Raw genomic sequence first — 13507 nt, 5'->3', positions numbered from 1 at the left:
TTTGTTTAGCGCATCACGATGCCGCGATGAGCCATGTAGGCCTTGGCTTCCTGCACGGTGTATTCGCCGAAGTGGAAAATACTCGCCGCCAACACTGCACTGGCATGGCCCTCGAGAATGCCGTCGGCCAGATGCTGCAGGTTGCCGACGCCGCCGGACGCGATCACCGGAATGCCCAACGCATCGCTGATGGCGCGGGTCACGCCCAGGTCGAAGCCGTTTTTCATGCCGTCCTGATCCATGCTGGTCAGCAGGATTTCGCCGGCACCCAGGCCTTCCATTTTCTTCGCCCATTCGACGGCATCGAGACCGGTCGGTTTGCGACCGCCGTGGGTGAAGATTTCCCAGCGCGGGGTTTCGCCCGGGCCGGAGACCTTCTTGGCGTCGATGGCGACGACGATGCACTGCGAACCGAAATGCTGGGCGGCCTCGCCCACGAACTCCGGATTGAACACCGCAGCAGTATTGATCGAGACCTTGTCCGCGCCGGCATTCAGCAGATTGCGAATGTCCTGCACGGTGCGCACACCGCCGCCCACGGTCAGCGGGATGAACACCTGGCTGGCCATGCGCTCGACGGTATGCAGCGTGGTGTCGCGACCGTCGACGCTGGCGGTGATGTCGAGAAAGGTAATCTCGTCGGCACCTTGCTCGTCGTAACGGCGGGCGATTTCCACCGGGTCACCGGCGTCGCGAATATTCTCGAACTTGACGCCCTTGACCACCCGGCCGTTGTCCACGTCCAGGCAAGGGATGATACGTTTGGCCAGCGCCATGGTCAGTCCTCAGCCTTTGTACGAATCGCAGAAAGCTTGCGCTTCAGCGACGTCGAGGGTGCCTTCGTAGATCGCCCGGCCGGTGATCGCGCCGATGATGCCTGGCGCCTTGGCGTCGAGCAGCGACTTGATGTCACCGAGGTTGTGGATGCCGCCGGACGCAATCACCGGAATGCGCGTGGCAGCGGCCAGCGCCGCAGTGAACGGTACGTTGCAGCCTTGCATCATGCCGTCTTTGGCGATGTCGGTATAAACGATCGCGGACACGCCGTCGGCTTCGAACTGCTTGGCCAGGTCGATGACCTGCACGGTGCTGATTTCAGCCCAGCCGTCGGTGGCGACAAAACCGTCTTTGGCATCCAGGCCGACGATCACCTTGCCCGGGAACGCGCGGCAGGCTTCAGCAACGAAAGCCGGATCTTTCACGGCTTTGGTGCCGATGATCACGTAGCTCACGCCCGCTTTCACGTAGTGCTCGATGGTTTCCAGGGAGCGGATACCGCCGCCGATCTGGATCGGCAGGTTCGGGTAGCGCTTGGCGATGGCGGTGACCACTTCGCCGTTGACCGGCTGGCCTTCGAAGGCGCCGTTCAGGTCGACCAGATGCAGACGGCGGCAACCGCCTTCCACCCACTTGGCAGCCATGCTCACCGGGTCATCGGAGAACACTGTGGAATCTTCCATGCGGCCCTGGCGCAGACGAACACAGGCACCGTCTTTAAGATCGATAGCGGGAATAATCAGCATCTGGCAAACCTTCAAATTCGATTGTTCAGCTTCGCTCGAAAATCAGTTTTTCTCGAGCGCCCACAGGTCGCTTTCGATGCTTTCGAACCTCTCTTTGAGGTGCGTCTGCACATCGAAAATCGCCCTGTTGTAATAGTGCGGAGCAATTTCACGGGTAAACAGCTCAAGGATTTCAGCCGCTTCGAACGAACCCAGGTCCAGTTCGAAGCGATCCTCCATGAAGCGTTTGATCTTGAGATTGGCCTCGTTCTCCTGCTCGGGAGTGAGGGTCAGGATCGGCGGCTTCGTTTTCTTGACAGCCATTTACCAGCGACCATCCCACGCAGCGAAGTTCTGCAGCAATTGCAGGCCATGGGTATGGCTCTTCTCCGGGTGGAATTGCACGGCGAACCGCGAGCCATCGGCCAGCGCCGCCGCGAAATCGACACCGTAGTGACCGCCACCCACCACGTGCCGCACATTGGCGGCAGCGATGTAGTAACTGTGTACGAAGTAGAAACGCGCCAGGTCCGGAATGTTGTGCCACAGCGGATGCGAGATCGTCTGCTTCACTTCGTTCCAGCCCATGTGCGGGACTTTCAGGTGTTCGCCGTCTTCATGCAGATCTTTGCCGAAGAATTTCACCGCGCCCGGGAACAGGCCGATACAGTCGACGCCGTCGTTCTCTTCGCTGCTGTCGAGCAAGGCTTGCATGCCGACGCAGATGCCGAGGAACGGACGGTCCTGGCTGACTTCACGCACCAGCGAATCGAAGCCCAGGCGACGGATCTCCGCCATGCAATCGCGAATCGCGCCGACGCCGGGAAAAACCACCCGGTCGGCTTCGCGAATCACGTCGGCATCGCTGGTGATCAGTACTTTACCGGCACCGACGTGCTCGAGGGCCTTGGCCACCGAGTGCAGGTTGCCCATGCCGTAATCGATAACCGCGACCGTCTGCATTACAGAACGCCTTTGGTCGACGGCATCTGACCGGCCATGCGGTCGTCGAGCTCTACGGCCATGCGCAGGGCGCGGCCGAATGCCTTGAACACGGTTTCGATCTGGTGGTGGGTGTTGGTGCCACGCAGGTTGTCGATGTGCAGACTGACGAGGGCATGGTTGACGAAGCCCTGGAAGAATTCCTGGAACAGGTCAACGTCAAAACCGCCGACGGTGGCGCGGGTGTAGGGAACATGCATCTGCAGGCCAGGGCGGCCGGAGAAGTCGATCACAACGCGCGACAGCGCTTCATCGAGCGGCACGTAGGCGTGGCCGTAGCGACGAATGCCTTTTTTGTCGCCGATGGCTTTGGCGAAGGCCTGACCCAAAGTGATACCGACGTCTTCCACCGTGTGGTGGTCGTCGATATGCAGGTCGCCCTTGCTGACAATATCCAGGTCGATCAGCCCGTGACGGGCGATCTGGTCCAGCATGTGCTCAAGAAAAGGAACACCGATATCAAATCGGGCCTTTCCGGTGCCATCCAGGTTGATCGAGGCTTTGATCTGGGTTTCCAGAGTGTCGCGCTCGACTGACGCCTTACGTTCGGCCATCACCAGCTCCGCAAAATCATTGGGCGAAAAAGGCAGCCATTATAGGGGCGCGGGCGGGAAACAGAAACACGAGAGGTGATATCGCTGACGGACAGGACCCAGCGGCGTCGAGGATATACCTGTAATGACATGTAGGAGCGAGGCTTGCCCGCGAAGACGGTGTGCCTGACACACCGTGTTATCGTTCTTCGCGAGCAAGCTTCGCTCCTACAGGAGGTACGCGGAATTAGTGGAACAGAACCGCCGTCTTCTGCAGGGTCACCCAGACACCCCACGCCAACGGAATCCCCACCACCAGCCACGCAGCTATCGCCAGCGGACGTGTGCCAGGTGCCGCTTTCCACTCCAGCGAAGTGCTGGCATCGGCGCCCTTGTCATGGCCCAGCGCCTGTTCGGCGGCCAGTTCAGCGTCGGTCATGAAGTACTTGTCGGCCACCGGACGTACCAGCAGGTTGCAGATGAAACCCAGCACCAGCAGGCCCGCGAGGATGTACAAGGTGATGTCATAGGCTGCGGCGCGTTCAACGCCGATGCTCAGCTGATATTCACGCAGGTAGTTCACCAACACCGGACCCAGCACGCCTGCCGCCGCCCATGCCGTCAGCAGACGACCGTGGATCGCGCCGACCATTTGCGTACCGAACAGGTCTGCCAGGTAAGCCGGCACGGTCGCAAAACCGCCGCCGTACATCGACAGGATGACGCAGAACGCCCCCACGAACAGTGCAACGTTGCCCAGGTGACCGAGGTTCGGGATCAACGCGTACAGCGCGAAACCGAGAGCGAAGAACACAAAGTAAGTGTTTTTGCGGCCCAGGTAGTCCGAGAAAGATGCCCAGAAGAACCGGCCACCAATGTTGAACAGGCTCAGCAAACCGGTGAAACCGGCAGCAATCGCAGCAATCGAGGCCAGTTGGCCCGCGTCCAGCTGACCAAACGTCTGGTCAGTGCCCAGCAATTTACCCGCGAACACTTCCTGCAACAGTGGCGAAGCCATGCCGAGGATGCCGATACCGGCAGAAACGTTCAGGCACAGCACCAGCCACACCAGACGGAATTGTGGAGTCTTCCACGCCACATTCACGTGCACGTGACGATGAGTGATCATCGCGTTCGAAGCTTTTTTCGCCGGAGCAGTCCAGCCTTCAGGCTTCCAGCCGGTTGGCGGAACGCGGTAGGACAGTGCGCCACCGATCATGAACACGAAGTAGATCGCGGCCATCACCAGGAAGCTCTGCCACACGCCCACGCTGTCTGCCGAGGCGAAGTGGCCCATCAATGCTGCGGCCAGCGGAGCACCAACCATCGCGCCACCACCGAAACCCATGATCGCCATGCCGGTCGCCATGCCGCGCTTGTCCGGGAACCACTTGATCAGTGTCGAAACCGGCGAGATGTAACCCAGGCCCAGGCCGATACCGCCAATGACCCCGGAGCCGATCCACATCAGCCAGATCTGGTGCGTGTACACCCCCAGCGCCGAAATCAGCAGGCCACCGCACCAGCACAGAGCCGACACAACGCCAGCCTTGCGCGGCCCGGCGTGTTCCAGCCAGCCACCCCAGATCGCTGCGGAACAGCCGAGGAAGATGAAGAACAGGGTGTAGATCCAGCCGAGCATCGAGATCGGCCAGTCGCATTGCGAAGAGAAAACTTGCGAGATGAAGCTCATGTCCGGCGCGCAGGCCACGGCCTTGGTCACGCCCAGGGCTTTGGACAGCGGCAGCCAGAACACCGAGAAGCCGTAGGCCATGCCGATGCAGAGGTGGATGGCCAACGCGGCCGGTGGTACCAGCCAGCGGTTGAAACCGGGCTTGGCGATGATGCGCTCCTTGGACAGGAACGAGGGCTGGTCGGCGTTGAGGCCGTCCGCCGTGATGCTCGTGGTCATTGTGTATCCCCCAATTATTAGTATGGTTCGCCAGCGCTCTCCACCCCCAGCCTTATGCGCACGCATGACTGTTTTTAAGGTGAAGCTCCATTTTGGTGCGACATCACGTCGCAGAAGGACGGACGAACCGGCAGAGGTTACCATTTGCACGTGACAGAAAAACCAAACTGATATCACCTTTTTGCAAGTCGTCTGTTCTCGTACCACTGAAGGAACCGCCATGCCTATCATCGTCGAGCTGCTGAACGAAGCCACCTACCAGGATCAGCAGGATCTGCAGAAGATCTACCGCGACGCGCCGGACTGGTTATTCGCCCCGTTTGCCGGTGATGTGCAGTTGATCGAAGGCTGCCTGGGCGAAGGCTCGCTGATCGGCGGGCGCTTCAACGACCGCCTGCTGGGCGCCGCACGCCTGCAAAGGCACCAGGGCGTCTGGCATCTGTCCCAACTATGCGTGCGAAAAATCACCCGCCGTCGCGGGGTTGCTGAACGGCTGGTGAACGAAGCACGGGAAATGGCGTCGCAATCGGGCGCGACATTACGCCTGCTGGCGCCTGACGGGCACCTTGAAGCACAGGCACTGTCGGCCAAGCTGAAAGTGCCGCTGGACATACTGCCGGGCTGATCGCTGACCGGTCGTCCGCTTTGGAGCGCTATACTCCCCGGCTAAATTCGAATTCGACTAACTACAAGGACTCGCCCATGAAAGCGTTCGGCAAAATCCTGGGTCTGGTACTTCTCGGGCTGTTGCTGATCATTGTGGCGCTGGGCTTTGCCCTGACCCACCTCTTCGATCCCAACGATTACAAAGACGAGATCCGCCAGATTGCCCGCGACAAGGCCCACATCGAGCTGACGCTCAATGGCGACATCGGCTGGAGCCTGTTCCCGTGGCTGGGCCTGGAATTGCACGAAGCCAGTGTCGCGACCCTGGCCAAGCCCACCGAACCGTTCGCCGACCTGCAGATGCTCGGCCTGTCGGTGCGCGTGCTGCCGTTGCTGCGCCGTGAAGTGCAGATGAGCGATGTCCGCGTAGAAGGCCTGAACCTGCGCCTGAACCGCGACAAGGACGGTCACGGCAACTGGGAAGACATCGGCAAGGTCCCGACGGCTGCGAGCCCGACGGCACCGGCGGTCACTCCTGGCGAGCCCGCTCCGGAAACCACCGTTCAGGTGGAAAAACCGGCGCAGCCGATTCGCCTGGACATCGACAGCCTGACCGTCAATAACGCCCGCGTTGAATACAGCGACGAGAAAACCGGCAAGCAATTCAGCGCTGAAAGCATCCAGCTGAGCACCGGTCCGGTCCACGATTCCACCAACATCCCGGTCAAACTCACCGCGTTTCTCGGCACCAACCAGCCGGTTCTGCGGGTGCGCACCGAGCTCAATGGCGAGCTGCGTTTTGAACGCGCCTTGCAACGCTACAAGTTCGAAGACCTGAAACTGACCGGTGAAGTCGCCGGCGATCCGCTCCAAGGCAAGACCGTGACCTTCGCCGCCCAAGGGCAATTGCTGCTGGATAAAGCAGCGAACGTCGCCGAATGGACCGGCATCAAGATCTCCGCCAACCAACTGCGCGCACTGGGAGAGCTGAAGGTCAACGACCTCGACAAGACGCCGCAAATCAACGGCGGCATTTCGATCGCCCAGTTCGACCTGGCGAAGTTCGTCGACAGCATCGGCCAGACGCTCCCGGCCATGGCCGAGGGCAGCCTGAGCAAAGTCGAACTGGTCAGCCGCGTGGCCGGCACGCCGACCAGCGTGGTGTTCGACAACATCAACCTGAAAGTCGACGACAGCACCTTCACCGGCCGCATCGCCGTCGAGGACTTCGCCAAGCAATCGTTACGAGCAGTCCTCAAGGCTGACACCTTCAACGTCGACCGCTACCTGCCACCAAAATCCGCCGAAGCCAACAGCGCGGCACAAGTGCGTAAAGCCGAAGTGGCCAGCACCGAAGCCGACGCCATGGCCGGTGCAGGCAGCACGCCGCTGCCGGACAAGCCCACCAAAGACGCGTGGAGCAGCGAGCGCCTGTTACCGGTGGAGCGCCTGAGCAAACTCGATGTGGACGCTGACCTGACATTTGGCCAGTTGACCCTCGAGAAACTGCCGATCCAGAACGCGGCGCTCAAGGCCAATGGCAAGGAAGGCCTGCTGACCCTCGAGAACCTGCGCGGCGACCTGTACGACGGCACCTTCGAATCCAAGGGCACCCTCGACGTGCGCCAACAGCCTCCGGCGCTGAATCTGCAGACTCGCATCAGCAAAGTGCCTGTGGAAAAAATCCTCGAAAGCCAGGGCAAGAATCCACCGGTCAAAGGCCTGGCCACGCTCGACAGCAACCTGACAGGCAATGGCAACAGCCAGAAAGCGCTGATCGAAACCCTCAACGGCAATGCCAGCTTCGTCATCAACAACGGCGTGCTGCTCAATGCCAACCTCGAACAACAACTGTGCAAAGGCATCGCCACGCTCAACCGCAAAACCCTGAGCGGCGAGCCGCGCGGCAAAGACACACCGTTCCAGGAGCTCAAGGGCAACCTGACTTTCCGCAACGGTGTGGCCAACAACCCGGACCTGAAAGTTCGTATTCCGGGCATGACAGTGAAGGGTGACGGCGACGTCGACCTGCGGGTGCTGGGCATGGATTACCGCGTCGGCATCATCGTCGAAGGCGATACGAGTGCCATGCCGGATCCGGCCTGCCAGGTCGGCGACAAGTTCGTCGGCATCGAGTGGCCGCTGCGCTGCCGCGGCCCGCTGGAACTCGGCGCTAAGGCTTGCCGCCTCGACAATGAACGCATGGGTCAGGTCGCCACCAAACTGGCCGGCGACAAGATCAGCGAAAAGATCGACGAGAAGCTGGGCGACAAGGTCAACCCTGAGCTGAAAAACGCGCTGAAGGGGCTGTTCAAGCGATGAGAGCCGAGCAGTTTTCATCGGCGGTGCTGGATTGGTACGACCGCCACGGCCGCCACGATTTGCCCTGGCAACAAGGCATCACACCGTATCGGGTGTGGGTCTCGGAAATCATGTTGCAGCAGACCCAGGTCAGCACCGTGCTGAATTACTTCGACCGCTTCATGGCCTCGCTGCCGACGGTCGAAGCGCTGGCCGCTGCGCCGGAAGATGAAGTGCTGCACCTGTGGACCGGCCTCGGTTACTACACCCGCGCGCGCAATTTGCAGAAGACCGCGAAGATCGTCGTCGCCGAGTACGGCGGCGAATTTCCGCGCGATGTTGAAAAGCTGGTTGAGTTGCCGGGCATAGGCCTGTCCACGGCGGGCGCCATCGCCAGCCTGAGCATGGGCCTGCGGGCGCCGATCCTCGATGGCAACGTCAAACGCGTCCTGGCGCGGTTTACGGCGCAGGAGGGTTATCCCGGCGAACCGAAGGTCGCCAAACAGCTGTGGGCGAACGCTGAGCGCTTTACGCCGCATGATCGGGTCAACGCCTACACCCAGGCGATGATGGATCTGGGCGCCACGCTTTGCACCCGCAGCAAACCGAGCTGCCTGCTCTGCCCGCTGGAAAAGGGTTGCGAGGCGCACATGCTTGGCCTGGAAACCCGCTACCCGATCCCCAAGCCGCGCAAAACCGTGCCACAGAAGCGCACGCTGATGCCGATGCTCGCCAACGGCGACGGCGCGATTCTGCTTTACCGGCGCCCTTCCACGGGCTTGTGGGGCGGCCTCTGGAGCCTGCCGGAACTCGACGACCTCGACGACCTTCGCCATCTGGCCTCGCAGCACTCACTGGAACTGGGCAGCCAACAGGCGCTGCCGAGCCTGGTGCACACGTTCAGCCATTTTCAGTTATCCATCGAACCCTGGCTGGTTCAGGTCCAGGAGGCCGGCCATCACGTGGCCGAGGCCGACTGGCTCTGGTATAACCTCGCCACCCCGCCGCGCCTGGGCCTTGCCGCCCCGGTCAAAACCTTGCTCGAACGCGCGGCCGCCGTATTGAACGCAGGAGAGTCGTCATGACCCGCACCATCATGTGCCGCAAGTATAAAGAAGAACTGCCCGCCCTGGAGCGCGCTCCATTCCCGGGCGCAAAAGGCCAGGACATTTTTGACCACGTCTCGGCCAAGGCCTGGGCCGACTGGCAGAAACACCAGACCCTGCTGATCAACGAAAAACGCCTGAACATGATGAACGCCGAAGACCGCAAATACCTTCAGGGCGAGATGGACAAGTACTTCTCCGGCGAGGAATACGCCAAGGCTGACGGTTACGTTCCGCCGGCTGAATAATTGCGTTTTTTCGAGGGTCGGATCGTAAGCGACGGTAATAATTAAAATTTTTTTGAAAACTTTCTTGACGACCCCCTGAAAAACCAGTTTAATGCGCCCCGTTGCCCAGATAGCTCAGTCGGTAGAGCAGGGGATTGAAAATCCCCGTGTCGGCGGTTCGATTCCGTCTCTGGGCACCAAATACCGAAAACCCTGAATCGAAAGATTCAGGGTTTTTTTATGTCCGGGATTTGATGAAGCACTGTTCCATTCACTCTCAAAGCACCAGACGAAGCATCAATTCCCTCCTCTTGGCGCCACGCCAGCACGCACCTGCAACGCTTTCCGAAGCGGCGTCCCGAATGACATCACGCATGGGGGATCGGCCCTTCTCTCAGTCTCTCGGGTTTGTCGGAACGCTCCGTATGCTTTAACGGAAGTGGATGACATACGCTCATCATCGGATTGGGCAGAATCGTGGGAGGAGCTGCCGCATCACCGGGAGCAGATACACAACAGGGATGTAGACAATGACTGACGCCATCAAACGGGATGTCGAAAACGTTGAGCTGTTTACTGGGCAGGACATCAGAATTTTCAGCTTTGATACTCGGCAGTCAGCACGGCTTCAGACGCTCGCCGAAGAACTGGCCGCCATTGGCGGGCCGCAGGCACCAGGCGCCAGGTCCAAAGCCTCTCTGGCAGCCACAGAACTAAAGCGCTCGTTTTCGAAAGACCAATGCGAACTGCTGGCGGCCTACTCCAATGGGCTTGTCTGCGTGTTGATCTTTGAAGGGCTGCAAAAAATCACCGATGGCAGCCCTCCAGATGAACTACCCCACCTGACATCCCTGGAAAATCGCTACGACATCCTTTGCCTGGCGGCCCGTAATCAGATCCTGCTGAAACTGGTGGATAACACTTCCTTTGCCTATGACATGGACAACGAAGGAAAGCTGGTTCGATTGGTGGCCAACTTCAAGGGTGGCGGGCTCGTCAAAATCAATGCCGAGCCGGACATCAAAGAACTGAGCTCTCATTCCGGCCTCGCGCTCGGCCCGCATACCGAAGCGCCTTACTGGTGCGCGGTGAACGCGAAAGACGGGCACTCGCCCTCTCCCTCGTCGCTCATACTTTCCGCACTGTGGAACCCGAGCCTGGAATCTACACGGGTCATTCCGTTGCCTCCCGTACTGGAAAAAATCGGCGTCATCCACTGCCTCGCCCTGACCACGGGCAACTTCCAGTTCACTCGTAGCGATTCTTTTGTCAGTGGCAAAGGGGGAGATGGCCGCAACGTTTCGATTCTGGAGTTTGACGACAAGGTCGGGTTCGCAGCGCGCTTCAACTCCTATCGCTTTTCGGTCAATGACAACGCCTCGACTTTTGTCAAAACGGCCTACGCCGCTCTTTGCCAGGGGGTAAGCGAGGCAACGCCAGTCGAGTACACGCTGACGCAAGCATCGGCCATGGTCATCAATAACGTCCGGGCCCTGCACTGTCGCGATGTCATCAAAGACAACAGACGGGTCCTGGTTCGAATATTCGGGCTTTCAAAATTTTCATCCCCTGTCGTTATTTCAGAGGACCCGTTACTGCTGCAGGGCTGATTTTCAAGCGTTCAAGCTGATCAACGACCAGTCATGTAATCACTGGCCAATAACGAGAAAGAGGGAATGCAATGTCTTGGGATTTAATAGGCATGTTGGCGCTTGTTGCTTTTTTCGCCGGTTTTTTTGATGCGATTGCCGGGGGTGGGGGCCTGATTACCTTGCCTGCATTGTTCCTGGCCGGTGTAGATCCGATCAGTGCCATTGCAACGAACAAGTTCCAGGCCGCTTCAGCAACCATTTCGGCCACTGTGACCTTTGCTCGCAAAGGAATGATCGAGTGGCGCGAAGGTCGCTTCCTGGTGATCTGCGGATTTATTGGCGGGGCCAGTGGCGCCTTGCTGGTCAGCTCTATTGATAAGCGTTATCTGGAAGTTTGCGTGCCGGTCATGCTGATTCTGGTGGCGATGTACTTTGCTTTCTCTCCCAAGCTGGCCAATGAGGATCGACGCAAGAGAATCGGCATTCTGCTTTTTTCGTTTACCGTCGCGCCGATCTTGGGCTTTTACGACGGCATATTTGGCCCCGGTGTGGGCTCTTTCTTTATTGTCGGGTTTGTACTTCTCTGCGGCCTGGGCATGATGCGGGCCATGAGCTTTACCAAACTTGCCAACGCCTCATGCAACTTGGGTTCCTTGTCGGTCTTCATTACCAAAGGTGTGATTATTTGGCCGATTGCCATCGCCATGGCTTTGGCTGCCTTCATCGGCGCTCAATTGGGTGCACGAGCCGCTGTTCGTGTCGGTCCACGGTTGATCAAACCCATGTTGATCGTGGTTTGCTGCGCCTTGGCCATCAAGCTGCTGAGCGTAGAAAGCAATCCCTTGCGCGTCGCATTCCTTGAGTCGTTGGCTTGGTTATGATTGCCTGCCGCTACTATTCAGCGCTGTTCCAATGAAAGACCAGATTGCGGGCCGCACCGCTTCCCACATCAGCCGTGTCACGTCGCTCCTCGCCATTGCGCGTTGCGACAACGGTGTACTTGCCAGGCGGCAATTGGACGTACACCAGCGGGCCAGCCTCACTCAGGGTGAGCACGGTTTGTCCTTGGGCTTTTTGAATGGCCACGTCTACATCGGGGACGTATTTATTTTCAGGCCCAATCGCAAACGTCATGTGCAGGTTGTAACCGGTGGCCTCCTGAATAGCCGTCGCCTCATCCTCGCCGACGCCACCGGAAAGACAGGCAATCCCGTTTTGCTCTTGCCGCTGAATTTGAACGCCTGAACTGTCGATCGGCTCCAGGCTGGCCGCCTGCAGCATGACGGGAAACATCAACAGCCCCACGGCGGCGAGCGGCAGGATGAATGCATGGACGTGTTTCATGATGGGCACTCCCGGGCTCCGCAGAACCCATTCGTTACCTTATTTTTGATTTCCCTCAGTGCGGCCGGTTTTAGATTGATTGGATCTTGGGGTCACTGCGAAATGGACTACATGTTGTATTCCCCGAGCCTTGATTGCCGTCGGAGCGATCCCGCAAAACCATTCGGGCTTTCCTTCTGATTTACCAGCCGCGCCCGGCATCGTCGTCCCTGCCTCCCCTGCAATCCTCTTCTGCCTGTTCACATAGACGCGGAAGACTTCATGAACTCACTCAAACCCGATAACACTCAAGACCCACAACTCGCCTCGCTATTAGGCAATCTTGGCGAACTGATCCGTGAAGCTCGGCAGAAGGTGCTGCGGGTGGTCGATACGGTCCAGGTGCAAACCTGCTGGCAGATTGGGAGGCATATTGTGGAGTTTGAGCAGGAAGGGGCTCGGCGAGCGGGTTATGGAAAGCAGTTGCTAGCGACGCTGGCGCAGAGCCTGACAGCAGAGTTCGGGAAGGGCTTTGACAATTCCAATCTTCGCTATATGCGCCTGTTTTACCAAGCATTCCCAATTCGTGACGCACTGCGTCACGAATTGAGCTGGACCCACTATCGCAGATTGTTGCGAGTCGATAGCGACACGGCACGCACGTGGTATATGGACGAAGCCGCCAACCAAAACTGGTCAAGCCGCGCTCTGGAACGCCAGATCAACACCCTCTACTACGAACGCCTGCTGACAAGCCGCGACCGACCTGCAGTCAAACAGGAAGCTGCCACTAATATCCAAAAAATGAAAGCACAACCACGGGAGTTCATCAGGGATCCGGTGATGCTGGAGTTTCTTGGGTTGCCCAACACAGGCTTGACTCAGGAAACCAATCTCGAACAAGCGCTGATCAATCAGCTACAGGCCTTCCTGCTTGAGCTGGGCAAGGGCTTTGCCTTCATCGCTCGCCAGCAACGCATCAGCACCGAAAGCAAAGACTTCTACATTGATCTGGTGTTCTACAACTACCTGCTCAAGTGCTTTGTCATCTTCGATCTGAAGCGCGGCGAACTGACCCATCAGGATGTCGGCCAGATGGACATGTACGTGCGCATGTATGACGACCTCAAATGCGGACCGGAAGATGGTCCCACCGTCGGCATCATCCTCTGCGCGAAAAAAGATGAATCAGTGGTTCGCTACTCGGTGTTGAAAGACAACGAACAACTCTTCGCCAGCAAATACAAAACAGTCCTGCCCAGCGAAGAGGAACTACGCGCGGAACTGGACAGGGAGCAGGCGGCAATAGAGGAGCGACTGCTCGATCAGATCCCCCTATAGCCGCGGATGGATTGTTCATCAGCGGCGTGAAGACTATCGTTGGCAGCTACCCGCAAAGGTCC

General features: G+C 58.9%; 14 protein-coding genes and 1 tRNA gene. 8 read left to right on the top strand and 7 right to left on the bottom strand.

Annotation, left to right across the window (positions count from 1 at the left end):
* Nucleotides 1-5: 5 nt before the first annotated feature.
* From hisF to J2Y86_RS19485, 6 genes are all read right to left on the bottom strand, one after another.
* Nucleotides 6-776: an imidazole glycerol phosphate synthase subunit HisF gene (gene hisF, locus J2Y86_RS19510; protein WP_007897430.1), complete on the bottom strand. Its 771-nt coding sequence runs from the start codon at nucleotides 774-776 to the stop codon at nucleotides 6-8.
* A 9-nt stretch (nucleotides 777-785) separates the two neighbouring features.
* Nucleotides 786-1523, bottom strand: a complete 738-nt coding sequence (hisA, locus tag J2Y86_RS19505; RefSeq protein WP_017336056.1) for a 1-(5-phosphoribosyl)-5-[(5-phosphoribosylamino)methylideneamino]imidazole-4-carboxamide isomerase — start codon at nucleotides 1521-1523, stop codon at nucleotides 786-788.
* 42 nt (nucleotides 1524-1565) lie between these two features.
* Nucleotides 1566-1826 carry a DUF2164 domain-containing protein gene (locus J2Y86_RS19500; protein WP_253435014.1) on the bottom strand — a complete coding sequence of 87 codons (261 nt, stop codon included), beginning with the start codon at nucleotides 1824-1826 and terminating at the stop codon, nucleotides 1566-1568.
* The gene (gene hisH, locus J2Y86_RS19495; RefSeq protein ID WP_253435011.1) at nucleotides 1827-2465 is read right to left on the bottom strand and encodes an imidazole glycerol phosphate synthase subunit HisH; all 639 of its coding nucleotides are present in this window, start codon (nucleotides 2463-2465) and stop codon (nucleotides 1827-1829) included.
* Nucleotides 2465-3058 (bottom strand): imidazoleglycerol-phosphate dehydratase HisB, encoded by a 594-nt coding sequence (gene hisB / locus J2Y86_RS19490; protein WP_003218037.1) that lies wholly within the window; start codon nucleotides 3056-3058, stop codon nucleotides 2465-2467. The genes hisH and hisB overlap by 1 nt, the downstream gene beginning before the upstream one ends.
* Before the next feature lie 226 nt (nucleotides 3059-3284).
* Nucleotides 3285-4949, bottom strand: coding sequence for an OFA family MFS transporter (locus J2Y86_RS19485; RefSeq protein ID WP_253435007.1), 1665 nt, complete (start codon nucleotides 4947-4949; stop codon nucleotides 3285-3287).
* Nucleotides 4950-5169: 220 nt separating this feature from the next.
* On the opposite strand from J2Y86_RS19485, the gene J2Y86_RS19480 reads away from it, so the two are divergent.
* The 7 genes from J2Y86_RS19480 (at nucleotide 5170) to J2Y86_RS19450 (ending at nucleotide 11662) form a co-directional block, all read left to right on the top strand.
* On the top strand, nucleotides 5170-5574 hold the full coding sequence (locus tag J2Y86_RS19480) for an acetyl-CoA sensor PanZ family protein (RefSeq protein ID WP_253435004.1): 405 nt from the start codon (nucleotides 5170-5172) through the stop codon (nucleotides 5572-5574).
* Between the two features lie 77 nt (nucleotides 5575-5651).
* Nucleotides 5652-7877: an AsmA family protein gene (locus tag J2Y86_RS19475; protein WP_253435001.1), complete on the top strand. Its 2226-nt coding sequence runs from the start codon at nucleotides 5652-5654 to the stop codon at nucleotides 7875-7877.
* Nucleotides 7874-8941 carry an A/G-specific adenine glycosylase gene (gene mutY / locus J2Y86_RS19470; protein WP_253434998.1) on the top strand — a complete coding sequence of 356 codons (1068 nt, stop codon included), beginning with the start codon at nucleotides 7874-7876 and terminating at the stop codon, nucleotides 8939-8941. Before J2Y86_RS19475 ends, mutY begins: the two co-directional genes overlap by 4 nt.
* The gene (locus J2Y86_RS19465) at nucleotides 8938-9210 is read left to right on the top strand and encodes an oxidative damage protection protein (protein ID WP_010464608.1); all 273 of its coding nucleotides are present in this window, start codon (nucleotides 8938-8940) and stop codon (nucleotides 9208-9210) included. Before mutY ends, J2Y86_RS19465 begins: the two co-directional genes overlap by 4 nt.
* 103 nt (nucleotides 9211-9313) lie before the next feature.
* Nucleotides 9314-9389, top strand: a tRNA-Phe gene (locus J2Y86_RS19460).
* Between the two features lie 330 nt (nucleotides 9390-9719).
* Nucleotides 9720-10799, top strand: a complete 1080-nt coding sequence (locus J2Y86_RS19455) for a hypothetical protein (RefSeq protein WP_253434995.1) — start codon at nucleotides 9720-9722, stop codon at nucleotides 10797-10799.
* A gap of 71 nt (nucleotides 10800-10870) precedes the next feature.
* On the top strand, nucleotides 10871-11662 hold the full coding sequence (locus tag J2Y86_RS19450; protein ID WP_253434992.1) for a TSUP family transporter: 792 nt from the start codon (nucleotides 10871-10873) through the stop codon (nucleotides 11660-11662).
* Nucleotides 11663-11675: 13 nt separating this feature from the next.
* Here the strand turns inward: J2Y86_RS19450 and J2Y86_RS19445 are convergent, their stop codons facing one another.
* Entirely contained in the window at nucleotides 11676-12125 is a 450-nt protein-coding gene (locus tag J2Y86_RS19445; protein WP_253434990.1) for a carboxypeptidase regulatory-like domain-containing protein, read from the bottom strand.
* A gap of 261 nt (nucleotides 12126-12386) precedes the next feature.
* Between J2Y86_RS19445 and J2Y86_RS19440 the strand changes: the two genes are divergently transcribed.
* Nucleotides 12387-13445: a PDDEXK nuclease domain-containing protein gene (locus J2Y86_RS19440; protein ID WP_253434987.1), complete on the top strand. Its 1059-nt coding sequence runs from the start codon at nucleotides 12387-12389 to the stop codon at nucleotides 13443-13445.
* Nucleotides 13446-13507 lie beyond the last annotated feature (62 nt).

The sequence above is a fragment of the Pseudomonas migulae genome, assembly GCF_024169315.1.
GTDB classification, from domain to species: domain Bacteria; phylum Pseudomonadota; class Gammaproteobacteria; order Pseudomonadales; family Pseudomonadaceae; genus Aquipseudomonas; species Aquipseudomonas migulae_B.
Note: the sequence above shows the minus strand (reverse complement) of the source record. Positions and strands in the feature narration are given on the sequence as shown.

Coding starts and splice junctions, on each gene's coding strand:
- J2Y86_RS19485 (WP_253435007.1), bottom strand. CDS start 4,949: ATGACCACGAGCATCACGGCGGACGGCCTCAACGCCGACCAGCCCTCG.
- J2Y86_RS19465 (WP_010464608.1), top strand. CDS start 8,938: ATGACCCGCACCATCATGTGCCGCAAGTATAAAGAAGAACTGCCCGCC.
- hisA (WP_017336056.1), bottom strand. CDS start 1,523: ATGCTGATTATTCCCGCTATCGATCTTAAAGACGGTGCCTGTGTTCGT.
- hisF (WP_007897430.1), bottom strand. CDS start 776: ATGGCGCTGGCCAAACGTATCATCCCTTGCCTGGACGTGGACAACGGC.
- J2Y86_RS19500 (WP_253435014.1), bottom strand. CDS start 1,826: ATGGCTGTCAAGAAAACGAAGCCGCCGATCCTGACCCTCACTCCCGAG.
- J2Y86_RS19445 (WP_253434990.1), bottom strand. CDS start 12,125: ATGAAACACGTCCATGCATTCATCCTGCCGCTCGCCGCCGTGGGGCTG.
- J2Y86_RS19455 (WP_253434995.1), top strand. CDS start 9,720: ATGACTGACGCCATCAAACGGGATGTCGAAAACGTTGAGCTGTTTACT.
- mutY (WP_253434998.1), top strand. CDS start 7,874: ATGAGAGCCGAGCAGTTTTCATCGGCGGTGCTGGATTGGTACGACCGC.
- hisH (WP_253435011.1), bottom strand. CDS start 2,465: ATGCAGACGGTCGCGGTTATCGATTACGGCATGGGCAACCTGCACTCG.
- hisB (WP_003218037.1), bottom strand. CDS start 3,058: ATGGCCGAACGTAAGGCGTCAGTCGAGCGCGACACTCTGGAAACCCAG.
- J2Y86_RS19480 (WP_253435004.1), top strand. CDS start 5,170: ATGCCTATCATCGTCGAGCTGCTGAACGAAGCCACCTACCAGGATCAG.
- J2Y86_RS19450 (WP_253434992.1), top strand. CDS start 10,871: ATGTCTTGGGATTTAATAGGCATGTTGGCGCTTGTTGCTTTTTTCGCC.
- J2Y86_RS19440 (WP_253434987.1), top strand. CDS start 12,387: ATGAACTCACTCAAACCCGATAACACTCAAGACCCACAACTCGCCTCG.
- J2Y86_RS19475 (WP_253435001.1), top strand. CDS start 5,652: ATGAAAGCGTTCGGCAAAATCCTGGGTCTGGTACTTCTCGGGCTGTTG.